The sequence below is a fragment of the Undibacterium sp. TC9W genome (assembly GCF_049339865.1).
Taxonomy (GTDB): domain Bacteria; phylum Pseudomonadota; class Gammaproteobacteria; order Burkholderiales; family Burkholderiaceae_D; genus Undibacterium.
The window spans coordinates 33,566-53,441 of sequence record NZ_JBMPPJ010000029.1; the positions used below are offsets into that span (position 1 = coordinate 33,566).

The window sequence follows — 19,876 nt, forward strand, 5'->3', positions numbered from 1 at the left end:
CACATCATGGCTACCCTGAACCCCTCACGTCTGTTTATTGAAAGACCGGTCGCAACTTCGCTAATGATGCTGGCGATCTTGCTGGCCGGCTTGCTGGCTTACCGTCTGTTACCTATCGCGGCATTGCCGGAAGTTGATTACCCCACCATACAGGTAACCACGCTTTATCCGGGTGCCAGCCCGGATGTCATGACCTCGTCGGTCACGGCACCGCTGGAACGCCAGTTTGGACAAATGCCGGGCCTGGCGCAAATGTCATCGACCAGTTCTGGTGGTGCCTCTGTGATCACCCTGCGGTTCGAGTTGAGCTTGTCGCTCGACGTTGCCGAGCAAGAAGTGCAGGCCGCCATCAATGCTGGCAGCAATCTGTTGCCCAGCGATTTGCCGATGCCGCCGGTATATAGCAAGGTCAACCCTGCTGATGCACCGGTATTGACGATTGCGGTCTCATCTACCACGCTGCCAGTGATACGCATACATGATCTGGTCGAGAGTCGTCTGGCACAAAAAATTTCGCAAGTGCGTGGCGTGGGCCTGGTCAGCATTGCGGGCGGGCGCAGACCTGCTGTCAGGATACAGGCCAATCCAACGGCACTGGCTAACCTTGGCCTCTCGCTGGATGATTTGCGCACTGCCATAGGCAGCGCTAATGTCAACCAGGCCAAGGGTAGTTTTGATGGGCCTTTACGCGCCTCGACGATTGATGCCAATGACCAGATGAAAAGTGCGGCTGAATATGCCAACCTGATTTTCGCCTACAAGAACGGCAACCCCATACGCCTGCGAGATGTTGCCACCATGGTCGATGATGCCGAGAACATGCGTCTCGCGGCTTGGGCAGACAAGGCACCAGCTGTTATTCTCAATGTGCAGCGCCAGCCTGGCGCGAATGTGATACAGACAGTAGATCGTGTGAAAGCCTTGCTGCCCAGCTTGCAGGCTGCCATGCCCGGTTCTGTCGATGTGCGGGTCCTGAGCGACAGAACAACCACGATACGCGCCTCAGTCGATGATGTGGAAATCGAATTGCTGCTGGCCATAGGCTTGGTGGTATTCGTGATCTTTGTTTTCTTGCGCAGTGTGCCAGCGACCATTATCCCCAGTGTTGCCGTACCCCTGTCACTAATAGGCACCTTTGGCGTCATGTACATGATAGGTTTTTCACTGAATAACCTGACCCTGATGGCGCTGGTGATCTCGACGGGCTTTGTGGTTGATGATGCGATTGTCATGATAGAAAACATCGCCCGTTATGTCGAAGAGGGCGAATCGCCGATGGCAGCAGCTTTGAAGGGATCGCAGCAAATCGGCTTCACCATCATTTCTCTCACCGTTTCCCTGATTGCGGTATTGATACCGCTGCTGTTCATGGGCGATGTGGTAGGCCGCCTGTTTCATGAATTTGCGATTACCCTGGCCGTCTCGATATTGATTTCTGCCTTCGTGTCCCTGACGCTGACGCCGATGATGTGCGCCCGTCTTTTGCATCATGAAAAAGAAGAAGACTTTGGCGCTGTCAAGCGCGCCGTGGGCCGCATGTTTGACCAGACCATTGCAGGCTATGGCCGCATGCTGACCTGGGTATTGGACAGGCAAAAAACCACCATGCTGGTGTTTGTGGCGACACTGGCTCTGACTGGTTTGCTGTACATCTTTGTCCCCAAGGGTTTCTTCCCTGTCCAGGACACCGGTCAGATACAGGCCATTACCGAGGCAGCGCAATCCACTTCGTTTGCCGCCATGGCAGAACACCAGCAAGAGCTGGCCAGCGTGATTTTGACTGACCCGGCGGTGGAAAGCGTGTCGTCTTTTATCGGTGTGGATGGTGCAAACGCCACCCTGAATGCAGGCCGCATGCTGATCGTGCTGAAGCCTTTGAATGTACGCGTGATCTCTGCTACCCAGATCGCCAGACGCCTGGCTGAGCTGACGCGCAAGGTGCCAGGCATCGCCATTTATATGCAGGCAGTGCAGGACCTGACCATAGAAGACAGGATAGCCAAGACGCAGTATCAGTTCATGCTGAGTTCACCCGATATTGCTGAACTGTCGCGCTCGACATCTGCCCTGCTCGAACGTTTGCGCAAGCTTCCACAACTGGCCGATGTCGCCAGTGACCAGCAAGAGCTGGGACTGCAAGCCTATGTAGATATAGACAGGGATGCCGCGGGCCGCTTTGGTGTCAGCGTGGCAGCGATAGATAACTCGCTCTACAACGCCTTTGGCCAGCGCCTGATCTCGACGATTTTTACCCAAAGTAACCAGTACCGCGTGGTTCTGGAAGTGGCACCACAATATAAAGTGGGCATGGAAGCCTTGAATAACCTGTATGTGCCGGGCACGAATGGTGTGCAGGTGCCACTGTCTTCCATCGCCAAAGTGGTGGAAAGGATAGCCCCGCTGGCGGTCAACCATGCAGCACAATTCCCTGCCGCGACTATTTCCTTCAATCTTGCCCAGGGTGCTGCATTGGGTGATGCAGTCAATGCCATCAAGGCAGAAGAAGCCGCCCTGCATTTGCCCATCAGCGTAGAAACCAGCTTCCAGGGTGCGGCACTGGCTTTCCAGGCATCCTTGTCCAGCACACTCTTGCTGATACTGGCTGCGATAGTCACCATGTATATCGTGCTGGGTGTTTTGTATGAGAGCTATATACATCCGCTAACCATACTTTCTACCTTGCCGTCCGCAGGCCTGGGAGCCTTACTGGCCTTGCTGGCGTTCAAGCTGGATCTGGGTATCATCGCCATCATCGGTATTGTGCTGCTGATCGGTATCGTCAAGAAGAACGCCATCATGATGATCGATTTTGCCCTGTATGCGCAGCGTGAAGAAGGCCTGAACCCGCGTGAAGCCATCCACAAGGCTTGCCTGTTGCGCTTCCGCCCCATTTTGATGACCACTATGGCAGCCTTGCTGGGTGCTTTGCCACTGATGCTGGGTTCGGGTGTGGGCAGTGAATTGCGTCACCCTCTGGGTGTGGTCATGGTAGGTGGGTTGATCGTCAGCCAGTTGCTCACGCTGTTCACAACACCAGTGATTTATCTTGGCTTCACGGCGCTGGCGAGCAGGTTTACCCGCAAGCCAGGTTCAGAACCTGCAACAGAAAATGCAGCGTGAGCAGATGAATCTTTCCCGCCCCTTCATAGAACGCCCGGTCGGCACTGCACTCATTACCCTGGGTGTGGCACTGGCAGGCATCATTGCCTATTTCTTGCTGCCTATCGCGCCGTTGCCGCAGGTCGAGTTTCCTACAATCTCAGTCAATGCCTCGCTGCCAGGTGCCAGCCCGGACACCATGGCAGCCACTGTAGCGACGCCGCTGGAACGTGCGCTGGGCAGTATTGCCGGCGTCAACGAAATCACGTCATCATCGTCATTGGGAAGCAGCCGCATTACCCTGCAATTTGATATGAGCAGGGACATCGACGGCGCAGCGCGGGATGTGCAGGCAGGCATTAACGCGGCACGTGCCATGCTGCCGTCCGGCATGCCCAGCAACCCGACTTACCGCAAAGTCAACCCTGCTGATGCACCAGTGATGATCATCGCGCTGACGTCCAAGACGCTGACACGCGGCCAGATGTATGATGCTGCCTCCACCGTGCTGGCGCAGCGCCTGTCACAGGTGGATGGCATAGGCCAGGTCACCATCGGTGGTGGCGCACTGCCTGCAGTGCGCATAGAGGTGGATCCCAACAAACTGGCAGCGAATGGAATTTCGCTGGAAAATGTACGCGCCACAGTCGTCGCCAGCAATGCCAACCGCCCCAAGGGTTCGGTCGAAGACCAGCAGCATTACTGGCAGCTCAGCGCCAACGACCAGTCTTATAAAGCTGAGCAATATGCACCGCTGATCATCAGCTATGCCAATGGTGCGGCACTGCGCCTGCGCGACGTCGCTGAAGTGGTCGATAGTGTACAGGACGTGCGCAATTACGGCATGGCGAACGGTACACCAGCGATCCTGCTGATATTGAACAAGGCACCTGGTGCCAACATCATCAAGACTGTCGATACCATACGCGCCCTGTTACCACAATTGCGCGCTTCCATTGCACCAGCTATTGATGTGAATGTCGTCATGGACAGGACGCCAACCATACGCGCATCCATCACTGAAGTGCAGCGTACACTGGCGATTGCCTTTGGCCTGGTCATCGTCGTGGTGTTCGCGTTCTTACGCAATTTCCGCGCTGCCCTGTTGCCTGCGGTGGCAGTGCCAGTTTCACTGGCTGGCACGTTTGGTGTCATGTATTTGCTCGGTTACAGTATAGACAACCTCTCGCTCATGGCCATGACGGTGGCTACCGGTTTTGTAGTGGATGATGCGATCGTCGTGCTGGAAAATATTTCGCGGCATATAGAACGCGGCAAGACACCGATGGAAGCGGCTTTGCAGGGTGCGCGCGAAATTGGCTTTACAGTAGTCTCCATCAGTTTGTCATTGATTGCAGCCTTCATCCCCATCCTGGCGATGGGTGGCATAGTCGGACGCCTGTTCCGTGAGTTTGCGGTGGTGCTGTCGGTATCTATCCTGGTATCCATGCTGGTATCGCTGACGACCACGCCCATGATGGCAGCGGCCCTGTTGCGGCCTGTGGAAAAAACCAAGGCACCGGGTAAATTCTCACGCGCACTTTCCCGCTTCCAGCGTGGCCTGATGCGTGGTTACCGTCGCAGCCTGCGCTGGACTTTGCGGCATCAGCCCTTGACCTTGCTGGTATTGGCAGGCGTGATTGCCCTGAATGTGTCGCTGTACATCACGATCTCAAAAGGATTTTTCCCGCAGCAGGATACCGGCTTGATGATGGGTGGCGTACAGGCTGACCAGGCCAGCTCTTTCACCTCGATGCAAGAGAAACTGAATGCCTTCAGCAAGATAGTGCTGGCCGACCCTGCAGTGGCCAATGCAACAGGCTTTACCGGCGGTGGTCAGCGCAATAGCGCGAACATGTTTATCTCGCTCAAACCCAGGACTGAACGTGAAGAGAGTGTAGATCAGGTTATCAACCGCCTGCGCGGAAAGCTTGCCCATCTGCCAGGGGCCAATCTGTTTTTGTCACCGGTACAGGATATCCGCATCGGTGGCCGGCAAAGTAACGCCGCCTGGCAATACGCCTTGCAGGCTGATGACCTGACCGACCTGCGCACCTGGGAACCACGCATACGCAAGGCCTTGTCGCAACTACCTGAACTGGCTGACCTGAATAGCGACCAGCAGGATAAGGGCATACAGACTTCACTGGTGATAGACCGCGATGCCGTGGCCAGACTGGGTTTGACCGTCAGCGCCATCGACAGTACACTCAATGATGCCTTTGGACAGCGCCAGATCGGGGTCATCTATAACCCGCTGAATCAATACCGTGTCGTAATGGAACTGGCACCTGCCTACCTGCAAAGCCCTGAGAGTTTGAAGAGCCTGTATGTCACTACCTCCAAAGGTGTGCGCATACCCCTGGCCAGCGTGGCAAAGGTGGAGACCACCAATACGCCTCTGGCCGTCAATCACCAGAGCGGCTCGCCAGCCAGCACCATCAGCTTCAATCTGGCACCGGATGTCGCCTTGTCACAGGCGGTGGATGCGATCAATGACACCATCGCCAAACTGGGGGTACCGATATCTGTGCATGGCAGCTTCCAGGGTACGGCGCAGGCTTTCCAGTCATCCCTGAGCAGCCAGCCTCTGCTGGTGCTGGCCGCCATTATCACTATCTACCTGGTGCTGGGCATGCTGTATGAAAGCCTGATCCATCCGCTGACCATACTCTCAACTCTTCCCTCGGCAGGCATCGGTGCCTTGCTGGCGCTTATGTTGTTCAAGACTGATTTTTCCATCATCGCCCTGATCGGTGTGGTACTGCTGATAGGCATCGTCAAGAAAAATGCCATCATGATGATTGATTTTGCGATTTCTGCGCAGCATGCAGCAAACAGCCGCGGCAGCAGCGTAACTGCCGGCGCAGCGATTTACCGCGCCAGCCTGCTGCGCCTGCGCCCTATACTGATGACTACCCTGGCAGCCATCTTTGGTGCCGTGCCACTGGCACTGGGCACAGGTGATGGTGCTGAATTGCGCCAGCCGCTGGGCATCGCCATCGTCGGCGGCCTGTTGTTAAGCCAGTTGCTGACCCTGTACACCACGCCTGTCGTCTTTGTCTGCATGGACAGATTACGTCGCAAGAAAAAACCAGTAAAAGCAGTAGCGAGCGCTGGCGCTTTGGATACTGCATGAGAGCGATTATGAAAAAAAATATTAACTTGCATCCTGTATCTTTTCCAAGCTTATCTGTTCCTCGCCTGGCTATGCTGACATTGGTCTTGCTGCTATCTGCCTGCGCACAGACAAAAGCGCCACCACCGGCCGCTATTCCACTGACAGCAGAATTCAAGGAAGCCAGCTACTGGAAATCAGCCCAGGCCACACGCGCTAATTCAGATGCGACAGTTTCAGAGTCCTGGTGGGAAATGTTCAATGACCCCGTACTCAATGATCTGCAACAAAAGCTATTGCTGGGCAATGAAAACCTGAAGTCAGCCGTCGCCCAGATCGCCAATGCCAAGGCCGTGCTCAAAGCCAGCCAGTCTGCATTGTGGCCTACAGTGTCACTGAATGCAGGCGGCACCCGCAGCGGCAACCCCGGTTCAGGCCAGAATGGCCGTACTACCAGCAATAGTTATTCACTCGCTGTCGATACTTCTTGGGAAATTGATTTATGGGGCAGGTTGTCCAAAGCCAGCGATGTGGCCAACGCCAGCCTGCAAGCCAGCCGTGATGACTATGATGCTGCACGCCTGTCTGCCCATGCAACGCTAGCACAAACCTATTTCGCCATGCGCGTGGCTGAGGCCCAGCAAGCCATATTGCAAAGAACCACCTCCTCCAATCAACGCAGCCTGGAGTTGACCGAGGCCAGATACCAGTCCGGAGTTGCAGGACAAAGCGATGTCTTGCAAGCCAAAATACAAGTGACAACCGGGCAAGTGCAATTAAAAGATGCCATAGCACAAAGGGCGCAACTCGAACATGCGATTGCCGTTCTGCTGGGTGTAACGCCAGCGGCCCTCAATATCAACAATACCGCCACCCTGCCTGCCGCGCCAGCCGTGCCAGTGCTGATCCCGGCAACCTTGTTGGAGCGTCGGCCCGATATTGCAGCGGCTGAACGCAAGCTGGTAGCAGCCTATGCCCAGATAGGCGTCAAGGATGCGGCCTTCTTCCCCGATATCAGTTTGTCGGCCAATGCCGGTTACCGCAGTTCTTCCCTGAGTAAATTAATCGATGCGCCTAACCTGGTCTGGTCGCTGGGGCCTTCGCTATTGCTGTCTATTTTTGATGGCGGTGCACGTCAGTTGGCCAGTGACCAGGCACGTGCAGCGGCAGATATCGCCGCCTCCACTTATCGCCAGACGGTACTGACCTCATTGCAGGAAGTGGAAGACAATCTGGTCGTGCTGGAACAGCTTGATGCAGAGTTGCAATTGCAGACAGAAGCCTTGCAAGCCGCCCAGCGCAACCTTGAAATCACGCAGGAACAATACAAGGCAGGTACCGTCAGTTACCTGAATGTAGTCACATCACAGAATGCTGCCTTGTCGAGCGAATCCAATTTGCTGTCAATCCGCAACCGCCAGCTTGCAGCTACTAATATCTTGTTGAAAAATATCGGTGGTCGCTGGCAAAAATGATACGTCAGGCTCTTAAATTGGTCTTAAGAAAATCAAGAGTGCGCTGCCATGCCAGCGTTGCAGCAGCCTGGTCATAACGTGGCGTTGTGTCATTATTAAAACCATGCTGGGCACCGGCATAAACAAAAGCCTGGTATTTGACTCCAGCCTTATTCAGTGCAGCCTCATACTTTGGCCATCCGGCATTGACACGTTCATCGACCCCGGCGTAATGGATGAGTAGAGGGGCTTTGATTTTTGCGGCATCCTCCTCTGTTGGTTGTCCACCATAGAAAGGGACAGCACCAGCAAGATCGGGAATTCTGGTCGCGAGGAAATTGGAAATACTACCGCCATAGCAAAAACCAACGACACCAACCTTGCCATTCCCTTCTGGCAGTTTTTTCAGGATAGCTGCGGCCTCTATAAAATCAGCACGTGTCCTGGTCTGATCAAGTTTGGGGAAGAGTTCGCGGGCTTTTTCTTCATCACCGGGGTAACCGCCCAAGGGTGCCAAAGCATCTGGCGCAAAGGCGATAAAGCCTTCCAGTGCCAGACGGCGGGCGATGTCTTCTATGTGCGGGTTCAAGCCACGGTTTTCATGCACGACCAGCACCGTAGGCAATTTGCCTTTCGCATCTGTTGGCGTGACAAGATACGCGCGCAAAGTGCCATAACCCTGTGGCGAAGGATATTCAACATAGCGCGCCTGTATGCGCGCATCCGTCTTGGGTACTTGTTGTGCTTGGGCAAAATTGGGGCTTAACTGCTGGAGCAATACCTCTGCTGTTACCGCACCTACGGCAAACTTACTGGCTGACTGCAGAAAACCGCGCCTGTCGATTTGTCCATGGACATACTGGTCAAACAGTTGCAATACTTCTAGCTTGAAATCATCTGAGGTTTGACGGGCCATCTCATTCTCCTGAGTGATATTAATTTTGTCGGGCTTACTTGAATAGGGGCAACTGGCATGGCAGTCAGAACCTGACGTGACTATGTTAACAGTCGCTAAAGCCTTTTCATCATATTACTGATTTCACATCGACGCATTGGCATCTTTTCCATTGCTGCATATTGTATAGCCACTTCGAGCTCATTTTTAGCAATATGCCAAGTGAACTCACACAGCACCAAGATCAAACTTTAAACTGCAGAACACCTGTCATCGGCAAATACGGCCAGCGGTGAAACCGCACTCCATTTCTTTCTCAAGAAAACTCTTGCCAATTCAAATGCTTGAGATCATTTCGGTAATCTTTGATCTTCTGCCGAAATTCCAGAAAAAGTTGCGCGTTTATTAAATTCAATTACAATACTAGCAATTACTTACTTTCAATCATCTTTTTTTGGATTTCATCCATGCTTTCCCTACGTGTTTTTCTCCTGATTTCTCTTAGCCTCACGGCACAGGCAAGCAGTGCGCAGGATTGGGTACTCGCGGTCAATGAAGGTGTGACCTATCAGGATGGCAGCCCCATCTCTGAACGTTATAAGCCGCTGGTGGATTTGCTGGAGAAAGAACTCAAGCATGTGGTCAAGGTACAAGCTGTGGACAGATACAGCAATTTTGAAGCAGGTCTGGATGCTGAGCGTTATGACCTGGTATTCATTCACCCTGCCCATATAGGCCTGCGCGCAGTCAAGAGCGGCAAGTATGTCGGTCTGGTCAGCGCCAAAGACTATACTGACTATCGTGCCCGTGTGTTCGTCAAGAAAGATTCTGCAGTAAAAACCATTGCTGACCTGCGCGACAAAAAAATTGGGGTGCCATCGTTGGAATCCATCACGACTGTCATGTTCACCGCCAACCTGACTGAACTGGGCTTTCGTGACCCGGCTTCACGTTTTAGCGCTACCCGTTTCCAGGATGCCGTGCCTTTCATGGTGGAAAATGGCTTCGTTGAAGCTGGTGTCACTGGTTCAGGAGCAGTCGCCAAGGACTGGGTGGCCAAGGGTGGACGTGTGATAGGCGAAACCAAGCCTGTCCCTATCAAGCAATTCCTGGCATCAAGAAGATTGACGAATGAGCAGCGTGAAAAAGTACAAAACCTGTTGCTCAAGCTTAGTGAAAATGATGCTGGTAAAGCAGCCTTGAAAGGCATCAACATGAAAGGCTTTGTACCTTGGGACAGTGCCGTGATGGCAGATGCCACCAAACGACTTGGCCTGTAAATAAATGGACACAAGCAAAAGGGGCGCTGATCAGATCTGCGCCCCTTTTGCTTATGCATCCAAACTACTTTTTACAGACCCAGCTTGGCCGCCAGACCTATGCGCTGCAATTTTCCGGTCGCGCCCTTGGGTATTTCTTCCAGAAATAAAATCTTGCGCGGTATCTTGAAATCCGCCAGACGCACAGCGGCAAATTCACGCAATTCTTTTTCTGTGGCGCTTGTGCCTTCACGCAGTACTACGGCAGCACCGACTTCTTCACCCAGTTTTTCATGGGGGATGCCAAAGGTGACGACTTGCTGTACCGCAGGATGATCCATGAGGATTTCATCAACCTCACGCGGAGAAATTTTTTCACCGCCACGGCTGATGATTTCCTTGAGACGGCCAGTGATGCTGAGATAACCATCCACATCCATGATGCCCTGATCACCGGTACGGAACCAGCCATTGGTGAAGGCTTCTGCGTTGGCTTTGGGATTATTTTCATAGCCTGCCGTCACATTCGGGCCACGGATAACGATTTCACCTGTCAGGCCACGTTCCAGCAAATTGCCTTCTGTATCCATGATGGCGACTTCAGGGCCGGCGGCAATGCCGACTGAACCGGGTATGCGCCTGGCGGGTGGCAGCGGGTTACTGGCCATCTGGTGCGCTGCCTCAGTCATGCCATAGGCTTCAATCAAAGGCGTCTTGAAAGCAGCTTCAAGCTCGCTGATAACTTGCGGTGGCATCGAAGATGATGACGAACGTATGAAGCGCAAGGGATTCGCCGCAATCACCTCATGATTTTGTGCTGCCCGCGCAACGATGGTCTGGTGCATGGTCGGTACGGCGGTGTACCAGGTAGGCTTGGCCTCAGTCATCCAGCCAAAAAATTTGAGAGCATTAAAACCTGGCGTGCAAAAAATACTGCTGCCAGCGGACAAGGGAGCCAGCAAACCGGCGATCAGGCCGTGGATATGGAACAGCGGCATGATATTGAGGCCACGGTCAGCCGCAGTCAATTGCAGGTTGTCACGCACATTGCAGCCAGAGGCGCAGATGTTGATGTTCGACAGTGGCACGATCTTGGGACGCGAGGTGGTGCCTGAAGTATGCAATATAAGGCCTATATCTTCAGGCGCAGCGGGGCCAGGTGTAAAGGATGCACTGGCAGCTTGCGGATTGACCTGGGTCAGTGTGAATGCACCCGCGCCTTCTTCACTGGGTGTCAGTTCCAGTACCTGTATCTTCAGCTTGTCGGCGATGGCCAGTGCAGGTGAAGTACTCCCCTTCTCTACCACCAGCGCTTTGGCGTGCAGGTCAGACAGATAGAATTCAAATTCATCCGCACGATAGACAGGATTCAGCGGTGCAGCCGTAGCAGCAGCAGCGATGCAGACAAAGGCGCTGGCCATTTCAGGACCATTTGGCAAGACGATGGCAACCCTGTCCTGGCGGCCTATGCCAAAGCTGTTCAGCGCAGCCAGGGTCTTTTGCTGGTTGGCGCGCAGGCCTTGGTAAGTCAGGGGTCTGGCACCTGGTGCCTGCAATGCGATGGCATCGTCAGCGCCGACGGCGAGTAGTTCGACGAGTGTAGTAAATCTTTGCATGATTGCTTTCTATAATAAAAAGTAAATCCTTTGATGCAGTACAGTTCCGTCGCTTACTTCTTTTGCTTACGGGCTACTGCTTATTAACTATTGAATGCGCAGTTTGCCATTTTGTTCTTGTACCGTACGTGCCAGCAGCGCAGTCAATGCATACACTGCTTCTATATTCGGCGTAGGCGTATCAGTGATCTTGCCCATTTCTATGACAGTACCCACCAGCGCCTCAAGTTCTATGGGGCGGCCAGCTTCAATATCCTGCAACATGGAAGTCTTGTGTTTGCCCACAGCGGCAGCACCAGCGATACGCTTGTCTATGCTGACCTTGAAATTCACTCCCAGCTTTTCGCCTATCGCCTGGCCTTCACGCATCATGCGCGCGACCAGTTCACGTACAGGTGCAAATTCGCAGATATCTACCAGTGTGGCATGCGTCAATGCACTGATGGGATTGAAGCTCAGGTTACCCCAGAGCTTGAGCCAGATTTCTGAACGGATGTCGGACGAGATCGGCGTCTTGAAACCAGCCTGGCGCAAGGCGTCCGCCAGCTCACGTATGCGTGGCGTATCGCTGCCATCAATTTCACCGAGTGAAAAGCGGTTACCTTCTATGTGCTTGATGACGCCAGGCGCAATGATTTCACAAGCAGGGTAAATGATGCAGCCTATGACTTTGTCGATGTCTATGTGGGCAGTTACCACACCACCAGGATCCACTGCTTCTACCCTGCGCCCTTCGTAGTCACCGCCATGTTTTTGGAAATACCACCAGGGCACACCGTTCTGCGCTGTCACGACGATGGATTCTGGCCCCAGCAAGGCAGGTATGTCGGCAGCCACTGCCGCAACCTGGTGCGCCTTCATGCCAAGGATGACGACATCCTGCAGCGGCAAATCGGCAATACGGTCAGTAGCGAAGATATTTGCCACATGTTCGCTGCCATCATCCATGATCAGTTTCATGCCATTTTCACGCACGGCCTGCAAGTTGACACCGCGTATCACCACACTGACCTCATGCCCAGCCTGCGCAAGTTTTACTGCTAGGAAGCCGCCAATCGCACCTGCACCCACTACCGCTATCTTCATATATTTTTTTCCTCAAGACTGTCAAAACTGTTCCGCAAACTGCCTATGCCATCTATCACAATTTCTACCACCTGGCCGCTACGCAGGGGGCCTGCGCCTGTCGAAGTACCACAGGCAATGACATCGCCCGCAAACAATGTCATCTCGCGTGAAATCATGCTGACGATCTGTGCCGGGGTAAAGATCATATCGCGGCAGGAATAATTTTGCCGCTCCTTGCCGTTTAACAATGTCTTGACCGTCAACGTTTGTGCGTCCAGCCCGGTAGCAATCACAGGCCCGAACACGCCAAAGCTGTCGCAACTCTTGGCCCTGCACCACTGAGCGAAGCTGGCATCACGTTGCAATAATTCTAATGCTGTCACATCATTGACACAGGTGTAGCCGAAAATACTGGCAGAGGCCACCTCCTCACTCACGTTGCAGCAAGTCTTGCCGATGACGATGCCAAGTTCACCTTCGTACAGGATTTTGCCTTCATATGCGGCGGGGCGTTTGATGATGCCATCGTGCGGCAGGTAGGAGTTGGAAGTCTTGATGAAGTACAAAGGTTCGGCAGGAATGGCCTGTCCCAGTTTGTCTGCCAGCTCGTGGTAATTATTCCACAGACCTATCATTTTTGAGGCCTGGCTGGGCGTGAGTAGGCGCACTTCACTCAGTGCCAGCGTCTGACCAGTGGGTATGGGATTCGTAAATAAATCTCCTTCGCAGACGGTGATGATGCCAGCTTCAAGGCTACCAAAGCCAGACTGATTTTCATGCTCAAAGCGTAACCAATGTGTCATATCGATAGGGTAGGGAGCGGATTTAAATTCTTAACAAATAAGCATATACTAAAGGTATTTTTGTTAAATAGCTTTAAATGCCTTATGATAGTCTAGTCGAATCGGCTAGCAAATTCGACAAAATTTTTTGCGTATGATTCTGTATCTCCAGTGTGACCCAGCATTGATTCCATTTACCTCTCAGATTTTGATTAAAGGACAGGCGCATGACTCCGGAAATATCCCTCAAGCCAGAACTACCTCTGGTAGCAACCGCCTCGCAGTATCGCTGGCTACAATTATTGCTAGGCATTATCTGCATGGCGATGATCGCCAATCTGCAATACGGCTGGACCTTGTTTGTCGATCCGCTCGATCAAAAATACCATTGGGGTCGCAAAGCCATACAGGTTGCTTTTTTCATCTTTGTGCTGACAGAAACCTGGCTGGTGCCGGTAGAAGGCTACCTGGTTGATAAATTCGGTCCCCGCCCTGTCGTGATGGTCGGTGGTTTGCTTATCGGCGTGGCCTGGATCATGAACTCCTATGCTGATTCCCTGACGATACTGTATCTCGCTGCAGCAATCGGCGGTATTGGCGCCGGTGCAGTGTATGGTACCTGTGTCGGCAATGCGCTCAAATGGTTCCCTGACCGCCGCGGGCTGGCAGCCGGCCTGACCGCCGCCGGATTTGGCATGGGGTCGGCGCTGACCATCATCCCTATTTCAGCCATGATCAAAAACACCGGCTATGAATCAGCCTTCCTGTATTTTGGTCTGGGCCAGGGCCTGGTGGTATTCTTGCTGTCCTTCTTGTTGAGCACGCCAAAGACTGCTCCGACTACCGCAGCACCAGCAGCACGTGTCAGCCAGACCAAGGTAGATTTCACCTGGAAGCAAATGATCAAGACACCAGTGTTCTGGGTCATGTATTTGATGTTCGTCATGATGGCTGCTGGCGGCCTGGTCGCAACTGCTCAACTGGCCCCTATTGCCAAGGATTTCAAAATTGCTGAAATTCCTGTATCGCTGATCGGCTTTACCTTGCCGGCCCTGACCTTTGCCCTGTCCCTGGACCGTATTTTCAACGGCATCACCCGCCCTTTCTTTGGCTGGGTGTCCGATAATATCGGTCGTGAAAACACCATGTTTATCGCTTTTGCGATGGAAGCAGTAGGCATCTTCGCACTGAGCATCTTTGGTAAGGACCCCGTCCTTTTCGTTTTGCTGACTGGTCTGGTATTTTTTGGCTGGGGCGAAATCTATAGTCTCTTCCCCTCCACTTGCGGCGACACCTTTGGCAGTAAATTTGCCGCAACCAATGCCGGTCTGCTCTATACCGCCAAGGGTACTGCGTCCTTGCTGGTGCCACTGTCTGTGTATGTAGTAGAAGCCTATAAAGGCTGGCACGAAGTGTTTTATATAGCCGCAGGCTTGAATGCCCTGGCCGCCATTATGGCGCTGGCCGTACTCAAACCCATGCGTGCACGCATGCGTAATTTGCAGTAAGCGCTAATAATTTACGGATAGTTTAAAGAAGCCGTGGTAACCGTGGTCAAGCAAAACCACTATTACTGCGGTTTTTTTACGCCTGTAATCTGTATTAAGATGGATGGCAGAATTACAGGCACCTCATTTTCTCTTACATCATTTTCAGATAAAACTGGTATGTAAAGCGGGAGCAACATATTAAGATTTAATTTTAGTTCTCTTGCTTATCCCCATGAAACAGGTAATTGCATCCCGTCTTATTTACGCCTGTGCAGATTGGAATGTACCTGGGCAGATAAATGCAGAACTATTAAAAAAATTCCCGTCTTTGCTCCATCTGGAGGATGAGTTGAATGCATCAAAGAGTAGAGGTCCTGCGCTAACTCATTTGCAACGCTATGCACAATTCCTGCGTGGTGTTGAGATTAACTCTTCTTTTTACCGCCCGCATCAAGCTGTTACCTATGCGCGTTGGCGCGACAGTGTTCCTGATGAATTTCGCTTTTCAGTCAAGCTCCCAAAAGCCATCTCCCATATTCTGCGTTTAAAAAATTGCGATGTGGAGTTGAAGAAATTCGTGATGGAAGCTGCACACCTCAATGAGAAATTGGGATGCCTGTTAATACAACTTCCTCCCAGTCTGTCTTTTGATTACCACGTCGCGCAAAGATTTTTTGGCTTGCTGAAGCAACTCAGTCATGCCCCGCTTGCGCTGGAACCACGTCATGCCACCTGGTTCGAGGCTGCAGTATTTGATCTGTTGTTTGGAAATGATATCTGCCTGGTGGCGGCCGATCCGGGGATTGCCGGCTATGAAGGACTGCAGGAAGATTTCCCACTGACTTCATCCATTGCGTATTTGAGATTGCATGGCAGCCCACATATGTACCGTTCCAGTTATGAACCGGCATATCTGGACAAGCTGGCGCTACGCATTGCCGCCTTATCGGCACATTGCAAACATATCTGGTGCGTGTTCGATAATACGTCAGAGGGGGCGGCGTTTCCAAATGCCATTACTTTGCAGCGGCAGCAAACTTAGTTGCAAGTTAGCTTAAAACCACATCACTGCGGCTATAACAAGGCATTAAGCTTGGCAATATCCAGCGGCTTGACAAAGTGCTCGTCAAAACCGTGCTCAGCCGCACGGCGGCGGTCTTCGCTTTGGCCATAGCCAGTTACCGCAAACAGGCGCAATGATGAGCCGCCGGGTAATTGGCGCAGGCGTTGAGCAAGTTCATAACCATCCATGCCAGGCAGGCCGATATCGAGCAAACACACTTCTGGCTGAAATACAGGTGCCAGTTGCAAGGCAGCCGGGCCGTTCAGCACGACCTTCACTCTGTGCCCCTGCATTTCCAGTACATCCTGCAATACCCGCGCGGCATCTTCGTTATCATCGACTATCAATATACTCAAGCCCTTGTGATTGACGATTTCTATCTCAACGCCCGGTGCTGATTTCACCTCGGTCGCGCTTGATTCCAATTGTTCATAAGCCGGCAAACGCAGTGTGAATGTGCTACCCATGCCCAGGCCCTCGCTATGCGCCTCGACACTGCCACCATGGAGTGACATCATGCTGCGCGCAATCGCCAGCCCCAACCCCAATCCGCCTTGCGACCGGCTCAGGGCCTGACGTTCCTGCACAAACAAATCAAAAATAGTCGGCAAAGTGCTGGCACTGATACCTATGCCATTATCGCTGACTGTCAGTAACACCTGATTACCCTGACGCCATGCGGCAATACGCAACTGGCCTCCCTGCTCGGTATATTTGGCCGCATTGCTGAGCAAATTGGCGATGACCTGCCTCAATCGTACCGGATCTGCCTGCACGGGCAGGCCACTAGCGGCGACATCAACGCTGAGATGATGGAACTTGCCTTCGATCAGGGGGCTGATAGTTTCTATGGCATTGGCCACCACCTCGCCCAGCTCTATTACTTTCTTGCGTAATTCAATCTTGCCCTGGGTGACGCGCGAAACATCCAGCAAATCATCGACCAGTGCCACCAGATGCTGAACTTGCCGTTCTATCACGGCACGTTCTTTTTGGGCTACTTCTACACCACGCAGGCGCATCAATTGCAAGGCGGTGACTATGGGCGCCAGAGGGTTGCGCAATTCGTGACCCAGCATGGCCAGAAATTCATCCTTGGCAAGATTGGCAGTTTCTGCCGCCCGCTTGGCGCTGGTCAACTCGGTCACCTCGAATACGACAGCTGCTACACCTTCTATGCTGCCATCCTCAGAGCACAGTGGCTGATAAACAAAATCAAAATAACATTCAACTTGCTGCGGCGGACTGCCGCGCACAAGCTCAACCCGTACTGAGCGCCCCATATAGGGAACACCAGTAGAATAGACTCCGTCCAGCAAGTCGAATATTTGCTGCCCTTCCAGTTCGGGAAATGCCTGCCGTATCGACAGCCCCGTCAATTTGCGGTGACCCACCAGTTCCAAGTAGCGTTCATTCGCGAGTTCAAACACATGCAGCGGTCCTCTCAAAATAGCAATGGCGACAGGTGCCTGGCTGAAAATAGTCTGCATGCGCCGCGTTGCGCTTTTCTCTATGGTGCGCACGCGTTGACGCATTAACAGTGCATCTATCCTTGCCAGCAATTCACGGCCAGAAAATGGCTTGACCAGGTAATCATTGGCACCAGCCTGCAAACCTTCCAGACGTGCCTCTTCGCCCGCACGGGCAGACAGCAGCAGCACCGGTAATTCATGTGTAACAGGGTCAGAACGCAAAGCTGCCAGCAAACCAAAACCATCCATTTGCGGCATCATGACGTCAGAGACAATCAGGTCTGGCATCTGTTGTTTTATTGCGGCCAGTGCTTCTACGCCGTTGGCAACAACCTCAATCTGCCAGCGCGGCTTCAATAAACGGCTCAGATAATCGCGCATGTCAGTATTGTCATCGACAATCAATACACGCTCGGATGACGCCGGAACTGGCATTGCCTCTGGCTCAGGCAATACTGGCTGCAAGGGCACACCTATCCAGCCGGCAGCCTCAGCTACATAAGCCATGGTAGTTGCTAGGCTGGCGCTGCCCTGCCGCGACTGGCGTATCTGTGAGGCATCAAGATGAGAGCTGCCCATAGGCAGGCTGATATGGAAGCGGCTACCGCGACCAGGCTCACTCTCAACCCAAATCGCACCACCCTGTAGTGCCACCAGGTCATGCACCAGTGCCAGGCCTATGCCCGAACCCTCATGCGTGCGCGAACGGGCGCTTTCTATCCGGTGAAAGCGTTCAAACAAGCGGGGTAGCTGATCTGCCGCGATACCTATACCAGTATCTGCAATAGTCACGGTGACTGTGCCCTGGTCCGGCGCTGCCTGCATGCTCACCGTGATCTGACCTTCAAAAGTGAATTTGAAAGCATTCGAGAGCAAATTGAGGATAATCTTTTCCCACATCGCGACATCAACATAGACCGGGGATGGCAATGGTGTGCAATCTACGGTCAGTTGCATGCCGGTACTCTCCACCGTCGAACGAAAGCTGCTGGCCAGGTCGGTCGTGAGTGCTGCCAGATCAGTAGGCTCGAAAGCGGCCTGGGCACGGCCTGCCTGCACCCGTGAAAATTCAAGCAGGGTATTCACCAGTTTTTGCAGCCTTACCGCATTGCGCTGCATCAGTTCAAGACGCTGGCGCTGGGCCGCTGGCAGGGTGTCTGCCTCTTCCAGCGCCTCTTCCAGCGGTGCCAGCATCAAGGTTAGTGGCGTACGGAATTCATGGCTGACGTTGCTGAAAAACTGTGTCTTGGCCTGATCAATCTCTGCCAGCATATCCAGCCGCAAGCGTTCTTCCTCGGCAGCCCTGGCATTCTGAAGTGCATTACCACACTGCGTGGCAACCAGATCAAAGAAACTGCGGTAATCATGATCCAGTTTGCGCACGGGGCTGATACCAAGTACCAGTACACCGACTGTCGCACCAGAAGCAAGCAGCGGCAATATCAATGCCTGACGCACTGGCTGTCCTGCAAGGCCAGTTGGCATAGCCGACCAGGCAGGCAACTCAAGCTTATTCGATGCTCCTTCGACCATGCTGGCCGAAATAGCGCGTTCAAGCATGAGCGAAAGGGAGACTTTGCCAACGGTAGCATCGCCACCTTCCCCTGAATCAGGAGCAATAATGGCAGGAACATCTTCAACAGTGATCCCGGTTGCCTGCCAGAGTTGCAGCCCCGTGGCTACTGCTTGCTGCCCTGCCGTTTGATGATTCAGGTACAACAGTGCAAACGGGATATCGTCTGGATTGCCCGCCAGGACCGCGATAACGCTGTCCGCAGCAGCACGCACGGTTTTTTCCAGCAAGGACCTAGCGGCCATTTCTGACAGCGTCCGCAAACGGCGCGCATTCAAGTGTTTTGCTGTGACATCAAGATTGGGACAAAAAAGGCCAGCGACATTGCCTGACTCGTCACGGATAGGACTATACGAAAAAGAGAAAAAATTCTCTTCCAGAAAATCGCCACGGTTCATGAACAAGCGCACACTATCTGCATTGGTGGCTTCACCCAAATCAAACACACGATTGGCCAACGGGCCGCAAATATCCCATATTTCTGACCAAATTTCTGCCGCTGGCAGGCCCAGTGCCTGTGGGTGCTTGGCCAGACTTAGCACGTCGATATAGGCATCGTTGTAGAGAAAGGTGATGTCCTCTCCCCATCCTATCCACATGGGCTGGCGTGAACTCAATATAAGGCTGACAGCTGTCTTCAAACTTTGCGGCCAGCCAGAAATTGGGCCCAGTGATGTTGTTGACCAGTCACGCGCTGCAATCAGGCTACCTAACTGACCTGGGGCACTGAGAAATTTATGCTCTTCAAGGGTGGTGGCAATTTGATCGCTGTTCATGGCCAAAAGCTGCGTAAATGATAATTTATACAGGATATCATTTTTTAATGATTTTTCTCACCGCCCCTCTGCCCTGCTTATGACCTGCTTAAAATGTAAAACCCCAAATAAAATGTGGCTATAAAAAGCAAAACTACAGAGAACCGCCAATCGCCAACGCAAAGTCCTTGATAAGAAATACAAGCCTTCGCCACATGATTTTTCTTGCTAC

The 19,876-nt window shown here is 52.9% G+C and carries 11 protein-coding genes; 6 read left to right on the plus strand and 5 right to left on the minus strand.

What is annotated here, in order from left to right; genetic code table 11:
• Positions 1-15: 15 nt before the first annotated feature.
• From ACO0LN_RS26795 to ACO0LN_RS26805, 3 genes are read left to right on the plus strand one after another with little or no spacing between them, the layout of a single operon-like run.
• Positions 16-3,120 (plus strand): MdtB/MuxB family multidrug efflux RND transporter permease subunit, encoded by a 3,105-nt coding sequence (locus ACO0LN_RS26795; protein ID WP_422979263.1) that lies wholly within the window; start codon positions 16-18, stop codon positions 3,118-3,120.
• Positions 3,121-3,124: 4 nt separating this feature from the next.
• Positions 3,125-6,238, plus strand: coding sequence for a multidrug efflux RND transporter permease subunit (locus tag ACO0LN_RS26800; RefSeq protein WP_422979210.1), 3,114 nt, complete (start codon positions 3,125-3,127; stop codon positions 6,236-6,238).
• A gap of 8 nt (positions 6,239-6,246) precedes the next feature.
• Positions 6,247-7,692, plus strand: a complete 1,446-nt coding sequence (locus ACO0LN_RS26805; RefSeq protein WP_422979212.1) for an efflux transporter outer membrane subunit — start codon at positions 6,247-6,249, stop codon at positions 7,690-7,692.
• A gap of 4 nt (positions 7,693-7,696) precedes the next feature.
• Here the strand turns inward: ACO0LN_RS26805 and ACO0LN_RS26810 are convergent, their stop codons facing one another.
• Positions 7,697-8,587 (minus strand): dienelactone hydrolase family protein, encoded by an 891-nt coding sequence (locus ACO0LN_RS26810; protein WP_422979214.1) that lies wholly within the window; start codon positions 8,585-8,587, stop codon positions 7,697-7,699.
• Positions 8,588-9,033: 446 nt separating this feature from the next.
• On the opposite strand from ACO0LN_RS26810, the gene ACO0LN_RS26815 reads away from it, so the two are divergent.
• A complete protein-coding gene (locus tag ACO0LN_RS26815; protein WP_422979216.1) occupies positions 9,034-9,846 on the plus strand; it encodes a phosphate/phosphite/phosphonate ABC transporter substrate-binding protein in 813 nt (270 codons plus the stop codon).
• A gap of 71 nt (positions 9,847-9,917) precedes the next feature.
• Here the strand turns inward: ACO0LN_RS26815 and ACO0LN_RS26820 are convergent, their stop codons facing one another.
• The 3 genes from ACO0LN_RS26820 to ACO0LN_RS26830 form a co-directional block, all read right to left on the minus strand.
• Positions 9,918-11,441: an acyl--CoA ligase gene (locus ACO0LN_RS26820; protein ID WP_422979218.1), complete on the minus strand. Its 1,524-nt coding sequence runs from the start codon at positions 11,439-11,441 to the stop codon at positions 9,918-9,920.
• 87 nt (positions 11,442-11,528) lie between these two features.
• Positions 11,529-12,527: a 2-dehydropantoate 2-reductase gene (locus ACO0LN_RS26825; RefSeq protein WP_422979220.1), complete on the minus strand. Its 999-nt coding sequence runs from the start codon at positions 12,525-12,527 to the stop codon at positions 11,529-11,531.
• On the minus strand, positions 12,524-13,312 hold the full coding sequence (locus ACO0LN_RS26830) for a fumarylacetoacetate hydrolase family protein (protein ID WP_422979222.1): 789 nt from the start codon (positions 13,310-13,312) through the stop codon (positions 12,524-12,526). The genes ACO0LN_RS26825 and ACO0LN_RS26830 overlap by 4 nt, the downstream gene beginning before the upstream one ends.
• Positions 13,313-13,518: 206 nt before the next feature.
• Here ACO0LN_RS26830 and oxlT point away from each other — a divergent pair, with 206 nt between their 5' ends.
• Complete coding sequence (gene oxlT, locus ACO0LN_RS26835; RefSeq protein WP_422949621.1) at positions 13,519-14,799, plus strand: oxalate/formate MFS antiporter; 1,281 nt, start codon at positions 13,519-13,521, stop codon at positions 14,797-14,799.
• A gap of 214 nt (positions 14,800-15,013) precedes the next feature.
• A complete protein-coding gene (locus tag ACO0LN_RS26840; protein ID WP_422979224.1) occupies positions 15,014-15,823 on the plus strand; it encodes a DUF72 domain-containing protein in 810 nt (269 codons plus the stop codon).
• Positions 15,824-15,855: 32 nt separating this feature from the next.
• Here the strand turns inward: ACO0LN_RS26840 and ACO0LN_RS26845 are convergent, their stop codons facing one another.
• A complete protein-coding gene (locus ACO0LN_RS26845) occupies positions 15,856-19,665 on the minus strand; it encodes an ATP-binding protein (protein WP_422979226.1) in 3,810 nt (1,269 codons plus the stop codon).
• Positions 19,666-19,876: the final 211 nt, after the last annotated feature.